At 59.2% G+C, this 20489-nt stretch carries 13 protein-coding genes; all 13 read right to left on the reverse strand.

Annotation, left to right across the window (positions count from 1 at the left end; all coding sequences use genetic code 11):
• Window positions 1-41 precede the first annotated feature (41 nt).
• The gene (locus soil367_RS01200) at window positions 42-2036 is read right to left on the reverse strand and encodes a hypothetical protein (protein WP_246065457.1); all 1995 of its coding nucleotides are present in this window, start codon (window positions 2034-2036) and stop codon (window positions 42-44) included.
• Window positions 2037-2194: 158 nt separating this feature from the next.
• Window positions 2195-3430, reverse strand: coding sequence for an ATP-grasp domain-containing protein (locus soil367_RS01205; RefSeq protein WP_136546127.1), 1236 nt, complete (start codon window positions 3428-3430; stop codon window positions 2195-2197).
• A gap of 204 nt (window positions 3431-3634) precedes the next feature.
• Window positions 3635-4483, reverse strand: a complete 849-nt coding sequence (locus soil367_RS01210; protein WP_246065458.1) for an iron chelate uptake ABC transporter family permease subunit — start codon at window positions 4481-4483, stop codon at window positions 3635-3637.
• The gene (gene znuC, locus soil367_RS01215) at window positions 4434-5198 is read right to left on the reverse strand and encodes a zinc ABC transporter ATP-binding protein ZnuC (RefSeq protein ID WP_136546129.1); all 765 of its coding nucleotides are present in this window, start codon (window positions 5196-5198) and stop codon (window positions 4434-4436) included. The genes soil367_RS01210 and znuC overlap by 50 nt, the downstream gene beginning before the upstream one ends.
• Window positions 5198-5683: a Fur family transcriptional regulator gene (locus soil367_RS01220; RefSeq protein ID WP_136546131.1), complete on the reverse strand. Its 486-nt coding sequence runs from the start codon at window positions 5681-5683 to the stop codon at window positions 5198-5200. Before soil367_RS01220 ends, znuC begins: the two co-directional genes overlap by 1 nt.
• Before the next feature lie 72 nt (window positions 5684-5755).
• Window positions 5756-6217 (reverse strand): chemotaxis protein CheW, encoded by a 462-nt coding sequence (locus tag soil367_RS01225; RefSeq protein ID WP_136546133.1) that lies wholly within the window; start codon window positions 6215-6217, stop codon window positions 5756-5758.
• A 37-nt stretch (window positions 6218-6254) separates the two neighbouring features.
• On the reverse strand, window positions 6255-7298 hold the full coding sequence (locus tag soil367_RS01230; RefSeq protein WP_246065459.1) for a chemotaxis protein CheB: 1044 nt from the start codon (window positions 7296-7298) through the stop codon (window positions 6255-6257).
• 4 nt (window positions 7299-7302) lie between these two features.
• Window positions 7303-15180 (reverse strand): hybrid sensor histidine kinase/response regulator, encoded by a 7878-nt coding sequence (locus soil367_RS01235; RefSeq protein WP_136546137.1) that lies wholly within the window; start codon window positions 15178-15180, stop codon window positions 7303-7305.
• Between the two features lie 74 nt (window positions 15181-15254).
• Window positions 15255-16145 (reverse strand): CheR family methyltransferase, encoded by an 891-nt coding sequence (locus soil367_RS01240; protein WP_136546139.1) that lies wholly within the window; start codon window positions 16143-16145, stop codon window positions 15255-15257.
• Window positions 16146-16207: 62 nt separating this feature from the next.
• Complete coding sequence (locus soil367_RS01245) at window positions 16208-18292, reverse strand: methyl-accepting chemotaxis protein (RefSeq protein ID WP_136546141.1); 2085 nt, start codon at window positions 18290-18292, stop codon at window positions 16208-16210.
• 316 nt (window positions 18293-18608) lie between these two features.
• Window positions 18609-19154: a chemotaxis protein CheW gene (locus soil367_RS01250; protein WP_136546143.1), complete on the reverse strand. Its 546-nt coding sequence runs from the start codon at window positions 19152-19154 to the stop codon at window positions 18609-18611.
• A 38-nt stretch (window positions 19155-19192) separates the two neighbouring features.
• Window positions 19193-19555 carry a twitching motility response regulator PilH gene (gene pilH / locus soil367_RS01255; RefSeq protein ID WP_136546145.1) on the reverse strand — a complete coding sequence of 121 codons (363 nt, stop codon included), beginning with the start codon at window positions 19553-19555 and terminating at the stop codon, window positions 19193-19195.
• A 71-nt stretch (window positions 19556-19626) separates the two neighbouring features.
• Window positions 19627-20016, reverse strand: coding sequence for a twitching motility response regulator PilG (pilG, locus tag soil367_RS01260; protein WP_136546147.1), 390 nt, complete (start codon window positions 20014-20016; stop codon window positions 19627-19629).
• Window positions 20017-20489: the final 473 nt, after the last annotated feature.

Genomic DNA, 20489 nt, shown 5'->3' on the forward strand with positions numbered 1-20489 from the left:
GCTCTGTTTGGCTGCAGTAGACGGCCCGGCCGGTGCCGGCTCTACTCGCGCCCTTTTCCCCAACTGCCCGTGACCAGGCTTTTCACCCGCTGGAGTTCTTCCTCCGGCATGCTCGGCGCAAGAATCTCGAACTCCCGCACGTCGTAGTGGAACAGGTACAGGCGCGACGTGAACTGGTCGATCGGCAGGGAAGACTCGCCCTGCTGCTCCCCGTAGCCATCAGTAGAGACTATCACGCCGTTGCCCCAGTCCTGTCCACTGTCGTTATTGGGGTTGAAGAAATACACCCGTATGACGTCTTCCTGGTCCACTGCGACGCGCAATATTGAAATAGCGTGCCAGCCGACAAAGCGGGCATCGGAGTCGGTAACCGCAATCCCGGCGGGCTGTGGATGAACCACGGGGGTGTTGCCGTTGTGCAACGGGTTGTAGACCGTATAGAAAGTGCTGATGAAGTGTTCGAGCTCATCCAGCTTTTGCGTATGGATGTCCACGGCGATTGCGAATCCCCGATGAACCCACCAACCGTGGAACTCGGGATTGATCCAGCGGTGCGGGTCTTCTCCGCGGGTTCCGGCCCGGCGGCCCATTTCCATATAGATACGGTCCAGATGCGGCACCAGTACCAGGGACAGCGTGTCGAGGTCGAAATTCCACGACTGCACTACGCCAGCGCCCAGTTCGGCCGAGTTTATGGCCTCGCCTTCAAAATGCATGGTCAGTGAATTGTCGCGCAGGGCCCAGTGGAAGATCTGCAGCAGGTAGTCAGGGTTGGTATAGGACCACAGCGAGAGCGCACGGGTTGACTGGCAGGCCGGGTTATTCCCCTGACCCAGCCCCAGAGGTTGGCCCAGCACGCTTAACAGCGCTGAGAGCGTGTGGGCTCGTGGTGGTATGTTCGAACCGAACAACGCACTGATCTGGGCCTGAACGTCTGGGTGCAATGGTGTCTGGATGGCCCGCCACAGGCCGTTCGGGATGCTGGTCTGGTAGAGCAGGCCCCGTTCCAGAAACTGGGCGAGACCATAGATGGCCTGGCAGGTTTCCAGGTAGATGCTCTCGCGAATAAGGGTCAGAACCAGGTCCCGATAACAGAAAAGGCAGTCGCGCCCAGTCGTGCTCAGGCCCAATGCCTTGGCGATGTATTCGGTGTCTTCGTCTGCCATGCGTCGCAGGTAGGCGGCGTGATAGGCCGACACCAGCCCGGTATCGTGCATTGCCCGGGCAAAGCCCTGGGCTTCCTGCTCCAGAGCATAGATATCCATGCTGTCCAGGCGCTGCAGGTAGACTTCAACGCCGGGATCTTCGCGACAGCCATGGGTTGGCCCGAATAAGGCGCTGATAAGCCGCTCCGCACCGCGAGCAGTACCCTGCACCTGTATATCCGGGTCGAAGAGGCAGGCCGCGATGCGGGTTATCATCTCGCGGACGTTGTCGACCTGGATGGGCCGCTGGCGAAGAATACGCCAGACCTCGTCCACCACCTGGTCAAGGATATTTTCCAGGCCGATGTGTTCGGCAATGAAGGCGAGATGCTGCTCGAGCATCTTCTGGATGGTTGCGGGTCGGTTGCGGGTGCTTTCATCACTGGCGCCAAACAGCACCTGGAGATTGAAGGCGAGGACCTGTGTCAGAAAGTGCTTGGCCTGTTCGGAAGACAAACCCGGATGGAAGTATTGGCCGTTGGCGACGGCGAGCATACGCAGCTCGCTGAGACATTCCAGCGTAACCAGACGGGCATCGCCCTCGTTGAATGTGTGGGGTACAAACTTGGCTTTGAGATTTTCCGGCTTTTCCCAGTCGCTGCCCTCAAAAATACCGGCGCCATCAAATTCTCTGGCAAGGCTGTAGAGTAGCGCGGGGCCACCGGAGGCGGTCAGCAGCTTACGCCCCAGGTCAAGCACGCGGCCGATATGATTGCCTTTGGCAAAGGAACGCGCCTGGCCCAGATGCGTTAGCGCATCGTTGAATCGGGCGAGGATGCTGCTGGTCTCCGGACTTTCGGTAGAGGCCGAACCCTGTTCGATCATAGGCAATAGTTCTGCTCCTCCTGGTCGGGAGGAAACGCTCCTGAAGTGGACCGGAGGCCATGAGCCCCCGGAAAAAACCAACCCGGCCACTGTCGCTGCAGCTACCGGGTTATCTAGACGCTCTTGACCAGGGGCCGGTGCAGCCCCGGCTGTTTTCTCAGAGCCTACACGTAAAAGTCGAGATCTTCCTGATGCTTTAGCAGGTCTCGCATGGTATGCGGGTCATCGCCGAAGAAGTAAACCAGCCCCCAGTGGGTGCCGAAGGCCGTCCGTTTGGTAACGGTCTGCTCAAGCGGCTCATGCAGCTCGTGCGACTCGAAATACGCGTGCTGTTCGGTTTCCTGGGGGATTTCGAGTTTGCTGACCACACGGCGACGCGGGTACACGCCAAAACAGCCCGCGTAACCTTTGGCGCCCACAACTTCTTCCGGGAAGAAAGCGGTGATTTCCTCTTCGGTCGTCTTGGGGTCGAACGCCAGAACCATACCCTGGTAGGCATTGAAGCCGTAGGCCCGCTCAAGCAGCTCAAAGACCTTGAAGCCGGGCGGACGATAGGCGACCTCGCCAAAGTACATCTCACCATCGCTGGTAACGAAGTACTCGGGATGGACGAAGCCAAAGTCGATATCGAACGCTTTGATCAGCTTCTCGATCTGCTTGGTAATAGCCTCGCGATACTTCTCGAGCTCAGGTGTTGCAGGAACAAAGACGGAGTAGCCCAGCGTGACGTACTCGGAAATGTTGAGGAAGCGGATCTTGCCGTTGTGGATCCAGGCTTCCACCGCAAACTCCCACCCGTCAAGGTGGCTTTCCATAAGCACCGGGAATTCCTCGTCAGGAATCATGTCCACTTCATCCGGCGTACGGATTACCCTATGGCCAAGGCAGCCAGCTTTGTCGAAAGCCTTCAGGTGAATGGGGTCGTTAGGGTCGCCGTCAAGCTTGAGCAGCGTCTGGTTGACCCGCTTGAGAAAGCGAATGACGTCGCCTTTATCGTGAGCTTCTTCGAAAATACCCACCCGGATACCGCCGAGTTGGGCCCGGCGTTTCATCAGGGCTTTGTCGCGAAACAGAATCGACTGACCCAGAAGCCGCGGGTTATCAAGCAGCACGGAGTTGATAGCGCCAGCCCACTCAACGGTTTCTTCGAACAGTGGAATCGCGACATCGACCCCTTCTTCTTTCAGCCGCTGGGCAATTTCGACCGACCGATCGTTGAGACGCTCGAAATTCCAGGGAATGTAAGGGATATCATGTTCTTTGCAGTAGGTCTCCGCCCAGTCCGGGGCGACAATAACGTAGCGGCGATCGAACTTGTCCAATGCTTCGATTGCGCTCAAGCTCCAACCGAGCATTGCAACGTAACCTTTGTCGGGGTTGTACTTGTGGGTCGATGACATGGCGCGGGGCCTCCTGCTCCTGGAATGAGACTGCCCCATGGGTGCAATGCCTGAGTTAGCTTATTCGGCAAGGGACAGTCGGGAAGAATAACTTCTTCTAGGATTCACACTTCCGGTGCCATTTGCAAGCGAATGACCTAATCGCAACCGGCATCCCGCACAGCACCGACGTGGTCAGGCCGAAGAAGAGCGAAGCATGAGCTGTCAGGCCCCCCGGCCTCGTGTGGACAATATACCTGCCAGGAACAGCATGAAGGCCGCTACCACGACTGACGGTCCGGCAGGGGTATCTGTGGTCCAGGACAGGCCGAGCCCGGAAATGACACTGACGGCACCCAACAGGGCGGCAAGTGCGGCCATGCGCTCGGGGGACCGGGAGAACGGCCGGGCAGTCGCAGCGGGAATGATCAGAAGAGCCGTGATCAACAGAACGCCGACGATCTTCATCGATACCGCGATCACCAGCGAGAACATAACCATCAGCAGGAGCCGCAGGCGCTCAACCGGCAGCCCTTCAACTTTCGCCAGTTCCTCATGAATAGTGGCCATGAGCAGCGCGCTCCAGAATCGCCAAAGGATCAGCCCGACGGTAATGGCGCCGCCTGCGATCCAGGCCAGATCGGTGCGGCTGATGGCCAGAAGGTCACCAAAGAGGTAGCCGTTCAGGTCTACCTGGACCCGGCCAAGGAAGCTGATAGCGACCAGGCCTATGGCCAGAGTACTGTGAGACAGAATGCCCAGCAGGGTGTCGGTCGCGAGGCTACGCTGGCGCGCAAGTAATGTGAGGATGAGCGATATCGCCACACAGACCAACGCGATGCCGAGATTGAGGTCGACCTGAAAAAGTGTGCCCAGAGCCACGCCCAATAAAGCCGAGTGGGCCAGTGTGTCGCCAAAGTAGGACATGCGCCGCCACACCACGAAACAGCCCAGCGGCCCGGCCACCAGTGCTACCCCCAACCCGCCCAGTAAGGCGCGCCAGAAAAAATCGTCCAGTATGGCCTCAAGCATGATCGTGGTCGCACCCAGGGTTGCCACCGAGCACTTCGCCATGCAGATCATGCTGGTGGTTGTGGTGATGATGATAGACCGCGAGGGATTCGGCCACGCGTTTTCCGAACAGCTCGGTAAAGGCGGGGTCGCTGGAGACCTGCTCCGGCGCGCCGCTACAGCAGACGTGCTGGTTCAGGCAGATAACCCGGTCGGTCGAAGACATGACCAGATGCAAGTCATGGGAGATCATCAGTATGGCGCAGCTGAGCTCGTCCCGGAGACTGCGAATCAGGTCGTACATAGCCGCCTGGCCGTTGATATCCACGGCCTGAGCAGGCTCATCCAGCACCAGAAGATGTGGCTTGCGTAGCAGCGCTCGCGCCAGCAGCAGCCGCTGCATCTCGCCGCCTGAGAGCGTGTGAATGGACGCATCGACCAGGTGCTCGACGCGTGTCCGCCCCAGAGCGGCAAGTGTCTGCGACCGGTCTGCGCCTGTGAACGCCAGGAACCGCCCGACAGTCAGGGGGAGTGTCGACTGCAGCTCCAGACGCTGGGGCATGTAGCCTGTCCTGAGCCCGGGACGTCGCCAGAGCTGCCCTTCGCTCAACGGCTGGATGCCGAGTATGGCCTTGATCAGGGTGGTCTTTCCGGCACCGTTGGGGCCGATGAGCGTAATGATGTCTCCCGGTTCTATGACAAGGTCAACCCGGTCGACCACGGCCGTCTGTGCGAACCGAACGGTGGCCTGCTCAAGGCGTAGCAAAGTTTCAGCCATCAGAAACCTGCCTTCTTGCAGGTCGGACAGAGGCCGGCTACTTCAATTGTCGTGTCGGTTATGGAAAAGCCCTCATCGGCGCTGGCGCTGCGCACCGCGTCGTTGATCTGCGTGCTTTCGAGTTCCAGCACATTGCGGCAGGACTGACAAATCAGGAAACAGCCCGAGTGAGGCTTGCCCGGATGATGGCAGGCGACAAAAGCATTGAGCGAGGCGATTCGATGGACCAGACCGGCCTGCTGCAGAAACTCAAGCGTCCGGTAGATCGTCGGCGGAGCCGCTTTCCGGCCTTCCTGATTCAGCCCGTCGAGCAGGTCATAGGCACCCAGCGGTCGATGTGACTGCAGAACCAGTGTCAGAACTTTCTGCCGGAGTGTTGTCAGCCGCTCTCCCCGGTCACGGCAGAGTGTCTGTGCACGGTCGAGGGCTTCGGCGATGCAGGCGGAATGATCGTGGGCGATGTAAGGCACAGCGGCAGCGGGCATAAGCGGAGCAGTCCAGGCAATTTGCTATATTATAACATTGTGCCTGGGAATGTAATCTACGCAATGCCGGACTCAGGCTGCAGCGTACTCAGCGGCCAGTTGTTCCAGGTACTCCAGATTGGGAATCCTGACGGTTTCGCCTTCGAGTTCGACCATCATGAGATCCGCCGGTCCGGTCTGCTCATCACGGGGCGCAAGGTCGGCCTCGTTCAGCTTTGCCTGGCGTGGAATGTCCTGGATCACCAGTGCCAGAAACGGCTGTTTGTCATGGTCTTTGCCGATGGTATTAAGCACAACAATTCGTTTTCGGGGGTTTTCCGGAGGCTCTTGACCACCATTGGCTCTATCGTACGAGATCACGGGCAACCTGATACCCCGCCAGACAATATGACCGAATAGCCAGGATGGCGCATCTTCCGAAGGTTCGGGTTCGGCGAAGTCAACAATCTCGGCGATGGATACGTTGGGCAGCAGCAGCATGCCCTCAACCACAGGAATCAGCACGCAGGCCAGTACTTCTGGTTTTTCACTCATCACAGGATCCTTAGCGGAGTAAGTCATTCCGTCAATACTATGGCTGGTCCGGAGTGAGCTGGTCCCGGAGGTGTTTCCGTTCCAGCAGCTCGGAGTCTTCAATGCAACGAACCAGCTGTTGAGCGAGCTCGTCCGGAGTGCCGACAAACTCTGTGCATCCCGTGCTCGCTACAGAGTCCGGCATGGCGCTACTGGCGCAGCTTGAGGCTTCCTGAATCCATATTCGACTGCCGTAGGCTTTCAGTAAGGGTGCTGCGACAGCACCGTCATTGCCCATGCCGCTGAAGAGAATGGCATGACAGTCTGCCTGAAAACATTCGGCCAGATTCAACATAACCTGGTCTATCGATGGGCCGTAGGGGCCTGGCCAGGCGTCGTCCCGGAACCGGATCAGCCCCTCCCTGTCGAGATACAGCTCCCGCTCGACCGGCACCATCAGAACCTCGCCGCAGCGTAGAGGTTCTCCGGCCACAGCCTCCACCAGAGGGTATTGCGCGTGCCGGCCTAGGACTCGCGCCAGGACGGGGATGAAGTTCTGGTCGATATGCTGGGCATAGACGAACGCCAGTGGCAGGCCCCCGGGCAGTTTGTCGAGAAAGGCCTTGACCGCGGCGGGCCCGCCGAGCGAGGCGCCGAGGATCCACACCTGATCAGCCGGAACTCCCCGGCTTGCCGGCGTAACCCACCCTGGCAGAGCAAGCGGGTCCGGGCCTTCGGGACGGTCCAGCGCCTCCAGCTCGGATACATTGTCCAGCAGCTCCAGCCGCCCGAGTTGCTCCTGCAACTTGCCGAAAAGCCTCCGCTCCCAACGGGGGTAGTCCTCATGCCCTGTCGGAGGTGCCATTCCCAGACCGAAGAGAAGGCGACGCGTGTCATCGTCGAGCAGCTCATCCAGCAGCTGAGGTTGGGCGTTCTCATCATCTAGTTCGACGACCCAAAGGTCGGCCACGACCGCGTCCCGGTTGTGCCAGTACCGGCTCGGATCACCGACGAACCCGACCGCCAGACCGAGTTTTGCTACGGCCTGCTGCAGCCGGAGCCGCTGGAGCGGGTTGTCTGAAACGATAGCGACCGAAGGCACAGGATCAGCCGGCAAATTCGTTCAGGCGGTTGATGGTTTCGAGCAGCTGCTTTTCCTGGAATGGCTTGCCCAGGTAGTCATTCACACCTATGGCAAGCGCCCGCTCCCGATGCTTTTTCCCGGTCCGCGAAGTGATCATGATGATCGGGATGTCTTTCAGGCGTTCGTCGTGCCGGATGAAACTGGCAACTTCGAAGCCGTCCATCCGCGGCATCTCTATATCGAGCAGAATGATGTCCGGCAGGTGGTCCTGCAACTGCGCCACAGCATCGAGCCCGTCTTTGGCCAGTAGCACCTCCATACCGTTGCGTTCCAGTAGCCGTGAGGTCACCTTGCGCACGGTGACGGAGTCATCGACCACCATAACCTTGGTTCCGCGCTCATTTGCTTCACGTCGGCTGCCACCGGCCATACTGGCCAGCTGACGCTCACGCGCAGAGAGAACGTCGGAACGGATCATCGCGGGCAGGTCAAGGATGACTACGACGTTGCCGTCGCCCAGTATGGTCGCTCCGGACACGCCGCGCACTGAGCCAAACTGCGGCCCGAGCGATTTGACGACTATCTCTCGGCTGCCCATAAGGCTGTCGACCTGCAGGGCGATCGGCTGCTCTGCACCACGTACCAGAATGACCGGTAGTGGTAAGGCCTGGCCCTGCAGCTTGGGCTGGTGGTCACTGTGTAGCAACGAGCCCAGATACTGCAGGCGGTAATGCTGGCCAGCATACTCATACAGTGGCGCATCGGGCTTATAGTATTCCTCAAGCTCGTACGTGCTGACCCGGACAATGCCTTCAATGGTGTTCAGGGGGATAGCGTAGAAGTCCTCGCCGGTGCTGACCATCAGGGCACGGTTGACCGATACCGTAAAGGGTAGCCGAACCGTGAAAGTGGTGCCCTGACCGACTGTCGAGTCTATGTCGAGACTGCCGCCGAGCTGTTTGATCTCGCTGGCGACGACGTCCATGCCGACGCCGCGCCCGGAAATCTGGGTAACGGCCTGGGCCGTGGAAAAGCCCGGCTGGAGGATAAACTGGAGAATATCTCGGTCCGCAAAGGCCTCTTTCTCGTTCAACAGGCCGCTGCGTATCGCTTTCTCGCGAACTTTATCCGTGCGGATACCGGCGCCGTCGTCGGCCATACGCAACACGACTTCGCCGCCTTCCCGAGTCAATGTGAGGCTGATCTGACCGGCTTCGGGCTTGCCCGCCTTTATCCGGTCAGCCACCGACTCGATGCCGTGGTCCACCGCATTCCGAAGCATGTGCTCGAGGGGCGCGATCATACGCTCGAGGACAGTGCGATCCAGCTCGCCTTCCGCATTGGCGACATCAAACTCGACTTTTTTATCGAGCTCACCGCTGATCTGGCGGACAATACGGCGCAAACGGGGCACCATGGATGCGAATGGAATCATCCGCGTCTTCATCAGCCCTTCCTGGAGCTCAGTATTTACACGGGACTGTTGTAAGAGCAGAGTTTCGGCGTCCCGTACTTTTTCAGAAAGGGTTTCGCGCAGGTCCGCGAGGTCAGATGCAGACTCACCAAGCGCCCGGGACAGCTGCTGGATAGAGGAGTAACGGTCCATTTCCAGCGGGTCGAACTCGCCTTCGTAGTGGGAACCGAACTCTTTTTCCGCACTGAAGAGAATTTGCGTTTCCGTTTCAATATCCATGCGACGGAGCTGCTCACGCAGGCGATCGACGGTCGACACCATCTCGTCCAGTGTGTGGCTGAAATCGCTGATCTGCTGTTCCATCCGGCTGCGAGTGATGCTGGTCTCGCCTGCAAGATTAACCAGCTCGTCCACCAGCTGGGCATTTACCCGGATGGTTTCCTGGGCAGCGCGCGCGGCATCGGCTTTGCGACGGGCCCGTGCCAGCTTGCGTCGCTCTTCCTTTTGCTCGGGTGTTTGCTGGGGAGTGATGGCTTTCGCTTTGGGCTTAGGCGCGTCGTCAACCCCCTCAGCTGTCGGTGCCTGTTCTGCTGGCTCCGGCTCAGGTTCAGGTTCCAAGGACGGCGGCGTAGCCGCGGAAGCCGGTTCGCCAGTTTCGGGGTCACGCAGCTGCTCAACCAGCGTGGTCAGTCGTTCGTGGGCGGCGCCGATGCTGTCCCAGTTAGCCTTGGTCAGCTCCCCTACGGACTGCAACTCGACCAGGTAGGACTCGAAGCTATGGGCTTCCTCTGCCAATGAAGTCACGTTCGCCAGGCGCGCGCCGCCCTTCAGGGTGTGCAGAATGCGCTGGGCCTCCAGGTTGAAGTCTGGCCTGCCCGGTTCCTTCTGCCAGCCCGCCATCAGGTTCTCTAGGGCTTCCAGTAGCTCGTCTGTTTCATCAATAAAGATCTCCAGAACATCGGCATCTATCGCGCCGCTGTCTGGCTCATCACCTGGATCAGAATGAGGCTCGCCCGACGCCTCAAACTCTGCCAAAAACTCTGCCAATTGCTCATGGGGTGACGCAGGTCTGCTACCAGACTCCAGCGTGCTCAGCAGTTGTCCCAGAGTTGTCAGGCAGCGTTCGCTTAGGGCCAGGGTAGGCGCGCTGTCGAAGCGGCCTTCCAGCAGCCCCTGAAGCCGCGTGTCCCACGCGCTGGCCAACTCCGCAATAGCATCGATCTCTGCGAGGCGGGCGCCACCTTTGAGAGTGTGGAGTTCAGACTGAAGTGTGCTTACGGACCGGAGCAGACCATCCTGTTCGTCGCGCCAGCTGCGAAGTGCATCCGCGATACTGGATTCAATGTCGCGCGCTTCGTCGAGGAAAATAACGGTGAGATCTTCGGCCGAGTCCGCAGGGGAAGCAGAGGCCAGCTCTGCCGCCTCACCGGCGGGCGCCCGGAGCAGCGCTTCGACCTGCGCAATCAGGTGAGAAGGCGTGTCCGGTGCGTGCCCCGCTGATAGCTGGTCGACCATGTGGGCGAGAGCGTCGTGGCATTTGAATAGCAGGTCGGCCATTACCGGGGAGCAGGCTATACGCTCGTCTTCTACTGCTTCGAACAGATCTTCCAGCACATGGGACAGATCGCCGATAGGGACGATCTGCGCCATGCGGGCGCCGCCTTTGAGCGTATGAACATCACGCTGCAGGTCCCTGGCGAGTGCGTCGTTCGCCGGGTCTTCGACCCATTGTTGCAAGCTCCCGGCTGTGCTGTGAATAAGCTCATGGGCTTCTTCGAGGAAAATGGCGGTGAGTTCGTCGTCGACTTCACTGGGCGCTTCCGCGGCTGTGGGCGCAGCAGCGCTTCCGCCCTTGATATCGGCAAGCACTGACTGCAGCTCGGCAAGCACTTCATCTGCAGGAGGGCACGTGCCCTGTTCAGCTACGGCTTCAACAGAAGCGGCTAGCTGGTCATGCCCGCGCAGCAGTGTCTCGATCTGCTCAGGTGTCACCGCCAGGCCGGAGTCTGAGATGACTTCGAACAGTGACTCCATTTCGTGGGCAACATCGGCAATGGGCCCGATCTGAGCCATGCGGGCGCCGCCCTTGAGGGTATGGAGTTCACGCTGAAGCGTCCTGACAACATCTGTATTGTCGGGTTGCTCTTTCCATTGCTGCAACAGATCACTGCTGGCAGCAATTATGTCGCCGGCTTCCTCAAGGAAGATCTCGGCGAGCTCAGCGTCAAGCTCGGATGACGTCTCATCATCGTTGCTTTCGCTGCGGCTTACGGGTGGGCTAATGGGGGGTGCAGCGCTGTCAGTGGCCGCCGCAACGGATTCGGCGCCGGGGCTGCCTAAGGCCTTACTTTCGTGCGCATCTGCACCTGTTAACTGCTTGATCTCGCCGATAAGGTCCGGCGCCGGGCGCGCCTTGTCTCCATGGGTAACGCTGTCGAGCATGGCCGCGAGGCGGTCATGGCAGCGCAGGAGCAGGTCCTCAAGTTCGGTCGCATGGGCCAGGCGCCCTTCACTCAGGCCTTCCAGCAGGCTTTCCATGTGATGGGCAAGGTCGCCAATAGAGGCCAGATCCGCGAGTCTTGCGCCGCCTTTCAGCGTATGAAGATCCCGCTGTAGCTGCTGGAGCAGAGGGGTTTCGCGGGGCGTTTCCACCCACTTTGCCAGTAGCTCATCGGTATGTGCGATAAGCTCGCGAGCCTCGTCCAGAAAGATTTCGACCAGCTCGGTATCGAGCCCTTCGGTGTCTTCGGGCAGATCCGACTCGAGCTCGGGCGGACGGGTTTCGTACCCTGCCCAGTCAACGTCTTCAAGGTGCAGTTCTTCGTCCAGCCCACGGTCGATCTGATCGAGGTCTTCATTGAACTCCTGCGACACCCCGTCATTGGCCTTGGGCTCAAGGCTGATCTGGATTTCCCGCAGCTGTGCCAACAGCTTGTTATCAGTCTTCGTACCCAGGCCTGCCGCCGCCTGATCCATCATATCGATCAGCTGGTCATGGCCTGCACGCATACTGAGGAAGAAACTGGTGCTGGGCGTGGTCGCGCGCCGCCGCGCTTGGGGATAGATCAGGGCGAGTACATCGGCAAGCTCTGCCAGATCTTCAAGACCCGCTTCGACGGCGCCGTCCCGGAGCTTTTCCAGCTCATCCTGCAAATCGCCGAGCCGCGGGCCGGGCTGGCCTTTGCGCGCCCACTCTTCCAGCATGGCATCCGCATCCAGGAGACGCTCCACGCCATCGCTGAGAAACAGCTGCACCAACTGTGGATGGGGCCGGGCGGCCTGGTCGTGGTCACCGGCAGGTTGCGGCAGGGTTTCCCTGGCTACCTGGTTGAGCTCCTCAAGAAATGCATCGGTCCCGGCCAGTTCGAGTTGCGGCGAAACCTTGAGCTGGGCCAGCCCCTCGGCAATAAAGTCGTGCAGACGCTGGACCAGCTCGGGAATGCGAGGGTCTGAGAGCATGTTCTCGGCACGAGCCGTTTTGACGTATTTTTCGAACGGGCCGATAACCTTGGCTATAGGCCCGATGCTTGCCGTATTGGCGCTGCCTTTAAGCGTGTGTAGAGCACGGGAGAGCGCATCCGGATAGGGCACGGCGTTGCTAGCAGATGCCTGTGCTTCGGCCAGGAACTCACGCAGGGTTTCAAGATGCGTTTCGGTTTCACTGCGGAAGATATCCAGCAGTACCGGGTCAACGTCTTCATCAAGGGTTGCGTCTGGTTCGTGCTGGCCATCAATACCAGGGGATGTCTCTGCAGCACTCTTCTCTGCTGAACGCTCAGCCAAACCTTCGTCGGCCGCAGGGGGCTCAGGCAGCGGGGCTGCCTCAGGCGTTTCGCCACGGGCCAGGGCATCCGCACGGCTCTGGTAAAGACTCACGTCTTCAGTGGCGGGCCGTTGCTGCTGGAAGTCGACCAACAGCGATGGAATGATAGCGACGACTTCGGGCAGCAGTTGGTCGATGTCGTCATTCATCGTAATGGACTGGTCGATTATCCGGTTGAGCAGATTCTCGACTGACCAGGCCAGCTCACCGATCGTTGTCGCGCCGACCAGTCGCCCGCTGCCTTTCAGGGTATGGAAGCCCCGGCGTATTTCGGCCAACGCATTCTGGTCATCCCATGACTGCTGGAGTTTCGGCAGATACTCGCTGATCGCTTCGAGAACTTCCTGAGCTTCTTCTGCGAAAATTTCGAGAATTTCTTCGTCAACGAGGCTGTCGTCCACGACACCCGGACCAGCGTCTTCACCAGTTTCTGTTGGTACTTCCTGCCCCGTCAGGACGGGTATCTCCGCCACCTCAGGGTCAACCGCTTCCTGCTGGCCGGAAGCCAGAGTTTCAGCTCGTTCAATGAGGTCTGCGACCTCATAGTCTGCCTGACCCTTGGCGAACGCTTCGACCAGCCCTGGAAGGCGTTCCTGCACGTCATCCAACAGCTGGTGCACCGACGCATCGGCTTTCACAGAACGTTCGAGGATGCGGTTGAGGAGATGCTCGACCGCCCAGCCCAGATCGCCCAGGCTGGTGGCACCGACCAGCCGACCGCTCCCTTTCAGAGTGTGGAACGCGCGCCGAACTTCGCCGAGCGCATCCCTGTCATCGGGATAGCGCCGCAGGCGCGGGCAGAATTCACGAATGGTCGAGAGGACTTCCTGCGCTTCTTCAATGAAAATCGCGAGGATCTCATCGTCCACCAGCTCTGCGTCGCTCTCTTTCGCAACCTCTTTCGTAATATCCGGCGCAGCAGCAGCTTCGTCTTGCCTGGGACGCTGCCAGGTCGGATCGGCACCGGTCGGGAAACCGAGCAGGGTCAGGCTTTCGTTGGCCAGGGCGAGCACCGAGTCGTTGTCGGTAATGCCGTCCGCCAGGCGCTCAAGATAATATTCAATGCTGGTGACTGCGTCCGCCAGCGTGTCAAGCTGTTGCCAGTCTGGGACGTAGTCGCCGTCGAGCAGTGCCTGGCGCACGAATGCTTCACAGGAAGCCAGCATGTCTGCCGCCCGGTCGAGCGGTATCAGTTTTAGCCCACCATAAATGCTGTGCAGCCAGTCAGGGACATCGGCAATCTCTTTGGCGTCCCATTGCGAGGCAATAAAACTGACTATCGCAGACTTCACCTGTTCAAGAGAGTTGCGCGCTTCACGCAGCAGTACGGTGTTGGCTTGGGAAAGCTGGCGGTCCAGGTCAGTCGGTTCTGAACCTGATTCTCTGCTTGCCATGCCGCGGGCGCTCGACTGTTCATCAAGCCCCGTCAGGGTCGCCTCGACGTAGAGCAGGGAGCCGGCTATATCCATCAGCACGCCGTCGTCGGCTGGCGCGCTGGTGTCCGCCAGCGTGCTGATGAGTTCGACCTGTTCAAGAATAACCCTGCGGGGAATAGCAAGACCCAGCACAGAAAGCGTGTTGGCTATCTGTTCAAGCCCTGGCAGAAGTTCCGAAAGCTCTTCATTGCGGCGGTACTCCGAGCGCACGAAAAGGTCAAGCTGGTCCTTCAGGCGCGCCAGCTCTTCATTGAGCGCACTGACGACCGAGTGGATGGCGTCGCGCCCCGGCCCGCTGACGCGTTGACGGACGGCGTCGACAGCCTGGTCGTCGGGCAGGGCACCAGCCAGGTGGTAACGTTCGACCACAGCCCGGACCCTTGGTGTGTCCAGGTCGGATGCCCGTGCAACGTAGTAGAGAATATTCTTGAGTAGTGTCTCGGGAGCCGGCTGTTGCAGAACATCGACATGTTCATCGATCAACCGCTTGAGCTGGAGGTCCAGCTCGTTGATCACGGCTTTAACGGCCGCGTTTACCGGGTTGCGCCTGGCTTTGAGGGTATCAATCAAAGCGCCGGCTGCCAGCCAGATTTCGCCCATGGGGGTCTGCTGGCATAGCTTGATCAGGCGAATGACAACCTTGTCGAGATATTCGAAGTGGGCATCGAAGTCTTCTTCGCGGGTGATTCCGGACGCCGCGAAGTGGAACATTTGCCGCAGCTTCTCAACGTGTCCAAGTACTTTCGGGTCTTGCAGCCGCTGACCGGCCCCTGATTTTGCGCGGGTCCGGGCGGGGCTGAGATCGGGATTGAATAGTGATGTTTCCGACAGCAACGACTCAGAGCGGGTGGCGCGCAGGTCGTTGAGAAGCGGCAAAAGCACCAGCGGAAAGTCGTCCTGCGCTGAATGCAGCTGTTCGAGATACTGGGGCAGTTGCAGCATGGCCTGCATCAGTACAGCGATGGCATCGTCCTGATCCACCACCGTATCATTAAGCATAGCCTTAGCGACTTTCTCCATCTCTTCCGTGAGCAGGGCCGCACCCAACAGTTCGACCATCTGCAGGGTCCCGCTGACCTGATGCAGGTAGTTCAGGCAGAACCGCAGCCGGGCTGTGTCGTCGCGGTTGTCGACGAAAGCCTCAAGGGCGTGCTGACCCTGTTTCAGGGTCTCCTGGATTTCACCGCGCACCCATTCGAGTGCAATACTGTCGTGGTGATTGCCCATAACCACTCCGGTTGATCCCCCGGCTTCAGGCCGGGGTGACTCGGACCACTAAAAGCTCCCGCAGGGGTAGCGCCTTAGCGGCCTGGATTCTGTTTTAGCCACGCCAGAACACGTTCTGAGGGTAGCCGCTGTAACTGTGGGTGTTGCCAGTCGGTCAATTCCCCCTGGCCGAGTACCAGCAGTCCTCCTGGCGCCAATCGGTCGGCCAGGTGATTCACTATTTCCCTACGGCGCCAGCGTCGGAAGTAAATAAGCAGGTTCTGACAAAATATAATGTCCATTCCGTGCATTGGCGCATTTTGTAGCTCCAGGACGTTTAACCTCGCGAAACAGACCCGTTCGCGCAAGGCAGGGTCAATCTCAAACTGATTGTCCGGGTGACGTATAAAAAAAGACTCCCGCAGGGCTGGTTCGGTCGTTACCAGCTTGCGCTCGCTGTAAAGACCGCGCTTTGCCTTTGCCAGCGCTGGCTGGCTGATGTCTGAGCCGGTGACCCCAAAGTAAATATCCAGCTTGAGGCGATCCAGGCTCGAGCGCATGACCATCGCCAGCGTGTAAGCCTCTTCTCCCGTGGAGCAACCCACGCTCCAGGCTTCCAGCGGCTCGCGGCGCAAGCGCTCTGGCGCCCGCGTCACCACATAATCGGCGACCGTTCGAAAGGCATCGGGATCGCGGAAGAAACGGGTCTCCTGGACTGTCAGCCGATCCACCAGCACGGTCCACTCGATCACGGCCCCGGGGCCTGAAACCACCCTCTCGTAGTAAGCCTGGTAGTCGGTACAGCCAACCTCACGCATGCGAATGCCGAGGTTGGCCTGCAGAAACGAGCGCCGGTCAGGCGACAGCGTCATGCCGGTGCGTGATTCCAGCAACTGCTGCCACTGATGGAACTGTACATCGTCCATTTCGGGCAGCCGTTGCAGGTTCCAGCTAGTAGGCGTTGACTTCTTGGTGCCGTTCGTCATGCCGTTCTATTGCCCGACTTTTCAGGAGAAACGATTTCTGTACCCGGGCACGGGTCTGCCACTTAGCTGAGTGTCGGGAGCTTTTCGTCTTCGTCTTCGTCCGCGTCGAACATATGCTCATCTTCATCGCCGCCTTCCGGCAGCGTGAAGCCAGACACCGAAAGCCGGAGCTCGGAGGCCATCTCTGCCAGTGTGCCGATGGACTTGGCGGTCGCGTTGGTGCCCGACGAGGTCTGGGAGGTAATCTCCTGAATAACGTTCATGGTGTTGGAGATATGCGCCGCGGAAGACGCCTGTTGGCGGGCCGCGTTGGAGATGTTCTGGATCAGTTCCGCCAGATTCATCGAAACGTTCTCGATTTCTTCCAGAGCGACGCCCGCGTCCTGTGCCAGGCGCGCACCACGAACTACCTCAGCGGTGGTGTGCTCCATGGAAATTACGGCTTCGTTGGTGTCTGACTGGATCGTCTTGACCAGCGCTTCAATCTGTTTGGTGGCTGCGGATGAGCGCTCCGCCAGGCGCTGTACCTCGTCCGCGACCACGGCAAAGCCGCGACCGGCGTCACCGGCCATGGACGCCTGGATGGCGGCGTTCAGTGAAAGAATATTGGTCTGGTCGGCGATATCGTTGATCAGGGAGACGATGTCGCCGATTTCCTGGGATGATTCGCCCAGACGCTTGATCCGCTTTGACGTTTCCTGGATCTGCTCACGGATGTTGTCCATGCCCCGAATGGTATTCTGGACCACTTCAGCGCCCTTCTTGGCGATGGCTACCGAGCGCTCCGCTACCGCTGACGATTCAGAGGCGTTGGAGGAAACCTGGTCAATCGACACGGCCATTTCATTGACTGCTGCCGAGGCGCCGGCGATCTCCTGGGCCTGATGTTCAGAAGCATCGGCCAGATGGATAGCGGTTCCCTGGGTCTCCTGTGCCGACGCGGCGACCCGTAAAGCGGTGTCCCGAATAGCCTGCACGAGCGCCCGCATCTGATCGATCGCATAGTTGATTGAGTCTGCGATCGCGCCAGTGAAGTCCTCGGTAACTGTTGCTTCAGTGGTCAGGTCACCATCGGCCAGATCGGCCAATTCGTCCAGAAGCCGGAGGATCGCGTTCTGGTTCTGCTCGTTCTGCTCTTGGGTTTTGGTCAGACGCTTCTGGGCTGCCTGATATAGCGCCACGCCGATAAGAATGATGTTAATGACCAGCGCTATCAGGATGATGATCGCAAGAGTGGGGCTGATCAGATTCTGGTCGGACTGGATCAGACGGGTCAGTTCCGTGGTCTCTTCCAACAATTCGGGTGACTGGTTGAAAATTACGTTGGCCGCTTCCCGCACTCTGAACAGGTCCGGTGAGGCCGCCAGGATGGCATCGACGTTTTCGCTAACGTAGGCGAACAGCTCTGCAACTGCCTCAAGCCCGAACTGGGCATCTTCGTCGTCCACGGCGCTGATGCCCATGGCTGCATTGCCTTCAAGCTGGCCCTGCAGAACGCGGCCGAAGAGTTCAGCATCCCGGCCGAAGCGGTCGGCAGCCACCACGGCATCTTCGTCGCCCGAGCGGACGTCGTTGACACTGGTGACGATGCGTTCCGCCAGCAGGGACTGACGCTGCGCCAGCGCGACCTGTTCTGCCGGCGCATCGTTCATCAGCAGGATCTGGACGATGTCGTCGTACTCAACCTGGAGCTGAGGAATAGTCTCGTTGAGCGTCTCGCCCACTTCGTTAAGAGAGAGAACGGCTTCTTCGGTCGACAGGATGGCGTCGGCATGCGCGCGGATTATGGTCCAGAGGGCGTCCACATTGGTCTGGTCCGCCGCATCCAGCGGCGGCAGGCCAGTCGCTTCGTTGCCGTTCTGAATGTAGCCCCAGAGTTCATCGAACTGATTGCGGGAGCGCGCCAACTGATCGAATGCTGTCTCCGTGCCGCCCGCGGCCTCCGATGCGTTCTTCGCAATCTCCTGCGATAACACCCGCAGATCACTGGCGTACTCGATGTATTCTGCTTCGTGGGCGCTATTGCGATTGACCACGAACAGGACAGCGATCAACGCGATCGTCAACCCGATCAGGACAGCGATCAGAGCAGTAACCGCCCTGTTCGCGCCCTGCTGCGAGGTGAATTTCCCAGCTCGATTTTTCATTTTCTGGCTCCCGGCCTCGGTTATGGCGTGTTGTTTTACGGGCTTGAGATCTTTATCTGGCGTTGCCTGTGGCGAACGCCCCCCGCTTTAATTTTTTGCCCGCAGGCGCTGGAACGGGTGGGTGGCTCCCGCCTCGTCCTAAATTATCTGAACCATGCACATGCGTGCCCTCGACCGGACCGCAAAACGGCCAGTTCCTGTATGGCGCCCGCATCACATTCTGAACTTCGTGACGCCATGATGTTCGCTACAGACCACTGTTTGCCACCGGCCTCGGCCCGCCTGGCACTCATGAAGCTTATGGCGCCGTAGCGCATCACCAGACTGCCGCGTCAAGAAAGCGCTCGTCCTCGACCAGTTCGACCATCGAAAACACTGCCCACTGCTCATCGTTACGCTCGTAGGCGCCCCGGAGAAACGGCTGCAGGGAGACATCGGCGTCGTCATTGGAGCCGGTGAAACTATCCACCGCGAAGTACTGCATGCCCAGTACGGCATCGACTATCAGCCCGCAGAAGATGTCATCCTGCTCCACCACCAGAACGCGGCGGTCGCGCTGGGCGCGCGAAGACCGGGGCAGGTCGACAAAAGACGCTAGTTCGATGACGGGCAGAAGGCGGCCCCTGACATTGGCGGCGCCCAGCATGAAGGGCTTCACCCCGGGGACCTGGGTGTAGCGCGGGATATGCAGGATTTCTACAACTTCGCCCATGGGCGCGACGTAGCGCTTACCGTCGAGCATGAAGCCGATGCCATGCCACAATTCGACGGCTTCTTCCTGAGCTGGGAGCCCTTTGGACAGCGCGCGGCTACGTTTGTCAATGTTCGCTAGTACGGCAAAAGGACTCGACTTGGCGGCCATGCTTAATCCCGACTATGTGCTTTCCTGGCCCAACGGGGTCAGTCGAGGAGTTCTTTGATGGTATTGATGAGTTGGGTCTCGTCTACCGGCTTCACCAGATAGCCTTTGGCGCCCTGCCGGGTGCCCCAGACACGGTCGGTTTCCTGGTCCTTGGTAGTAACGATGACGACCGGAATATCCTGGGTGTCCGGCGAGCGGGTCAATTGCCGTGTTGCCTGGAAGCCGTTGAGGCCAGGCATGACAACATCCATCAACACCAGGTCGGGGTGCTCGGCTCGTGCCTTTGCCACGCCGTCAGCGCCGTTGTCAGCACTCAGCACTTCATGCTTGTGTTTTTCCAGAAGACTGGAGATCTTTTTGACCTCAGTCGGCGAGTCATCAACGATCAGGATACGGGCCATAGGTCCCTCGATATCGGTCAAAACGCAGCCCACATACCGGGTGCGGGTCAGGGGTAGCTGCGTTGAATTTACTATTGCCGGGCGGGCACGTGCTCCCGGATTGTGTTCAAGAGTTCGTCTTTGCTGAAGGGCTTCGTCAGATACTGATCAGAACCTACAATTCGGCCTTTCGCTTTATCGAACAGGCCATCCTTGCTTGAAAGCATGATGACGGGTGTTCCTTTGAAGGCTGAATTATTCTTGATCAGCGCACAGGTCTGATAACCATCAAGCCGTGGCATCATGATGTCGACGAAAATGATATCGGGGTGTGTGTCCGCGATCTTGGCAAGAGCGTCGAACCCATCCGTGGCCGTAAAAACTTCACAGCCAACTTTTTTTAGCAGAGTTTCAGCGGTGCGACGAATGGTCTTGCTATCGTCTATAACCATGACTTTCAGGTTTTCGAAGTTGTCATCCATTATCCAACAGCCTTGCGCTTGAACGGAAGAACATTGTTGTTTTGAGGCTGGCGTATCCCGCGAGCGTCACCCGGCTGTTTAGCCTGTTTGTGCCTGCGTGATCGCGTGCTCCCGGTAGAGTACTTTCGCGAGGACGGCATCCGACGTTCATGCGACCAGAACCAGGGTTCCTTCAGGCCGTCAGCAGGCCAACGTCTCAATGGCAAGCGGATGGAGCGTCTTTTTAACACAATAATTCAGGCCGTGCTACCAGCCCCAAGCGGCGGCTCCGCCCGTTTGTGGGGTGGGTCATGCCTCGTCAATTTAATTTGCCTTACCGAACGAATTTCAGCCTGCCGGCAACCGGTTCGCCTCAATTAAAGTGCGCCGTCCGGCATACACTTTCGCTTTGATAGGCGCCCAGGCGGAGAATCAGTCACAGGCACAGCCGATTCGGTTTTGGCTCAGGCACTGTCGTGCTTCTGTAAGCGTAC

The organism is Hydrocarboniclastica marina (genome assembly GCF_004851605.1).
In the GTDB taxonomy this organism is placed as follows: Bacteria; Pseudomonadota; Gammaproteobacteria; order Pseudomonadales; family Oleiphilaceae; genus Hydrocarboniclastica; species Hydrocarboniclastica marina.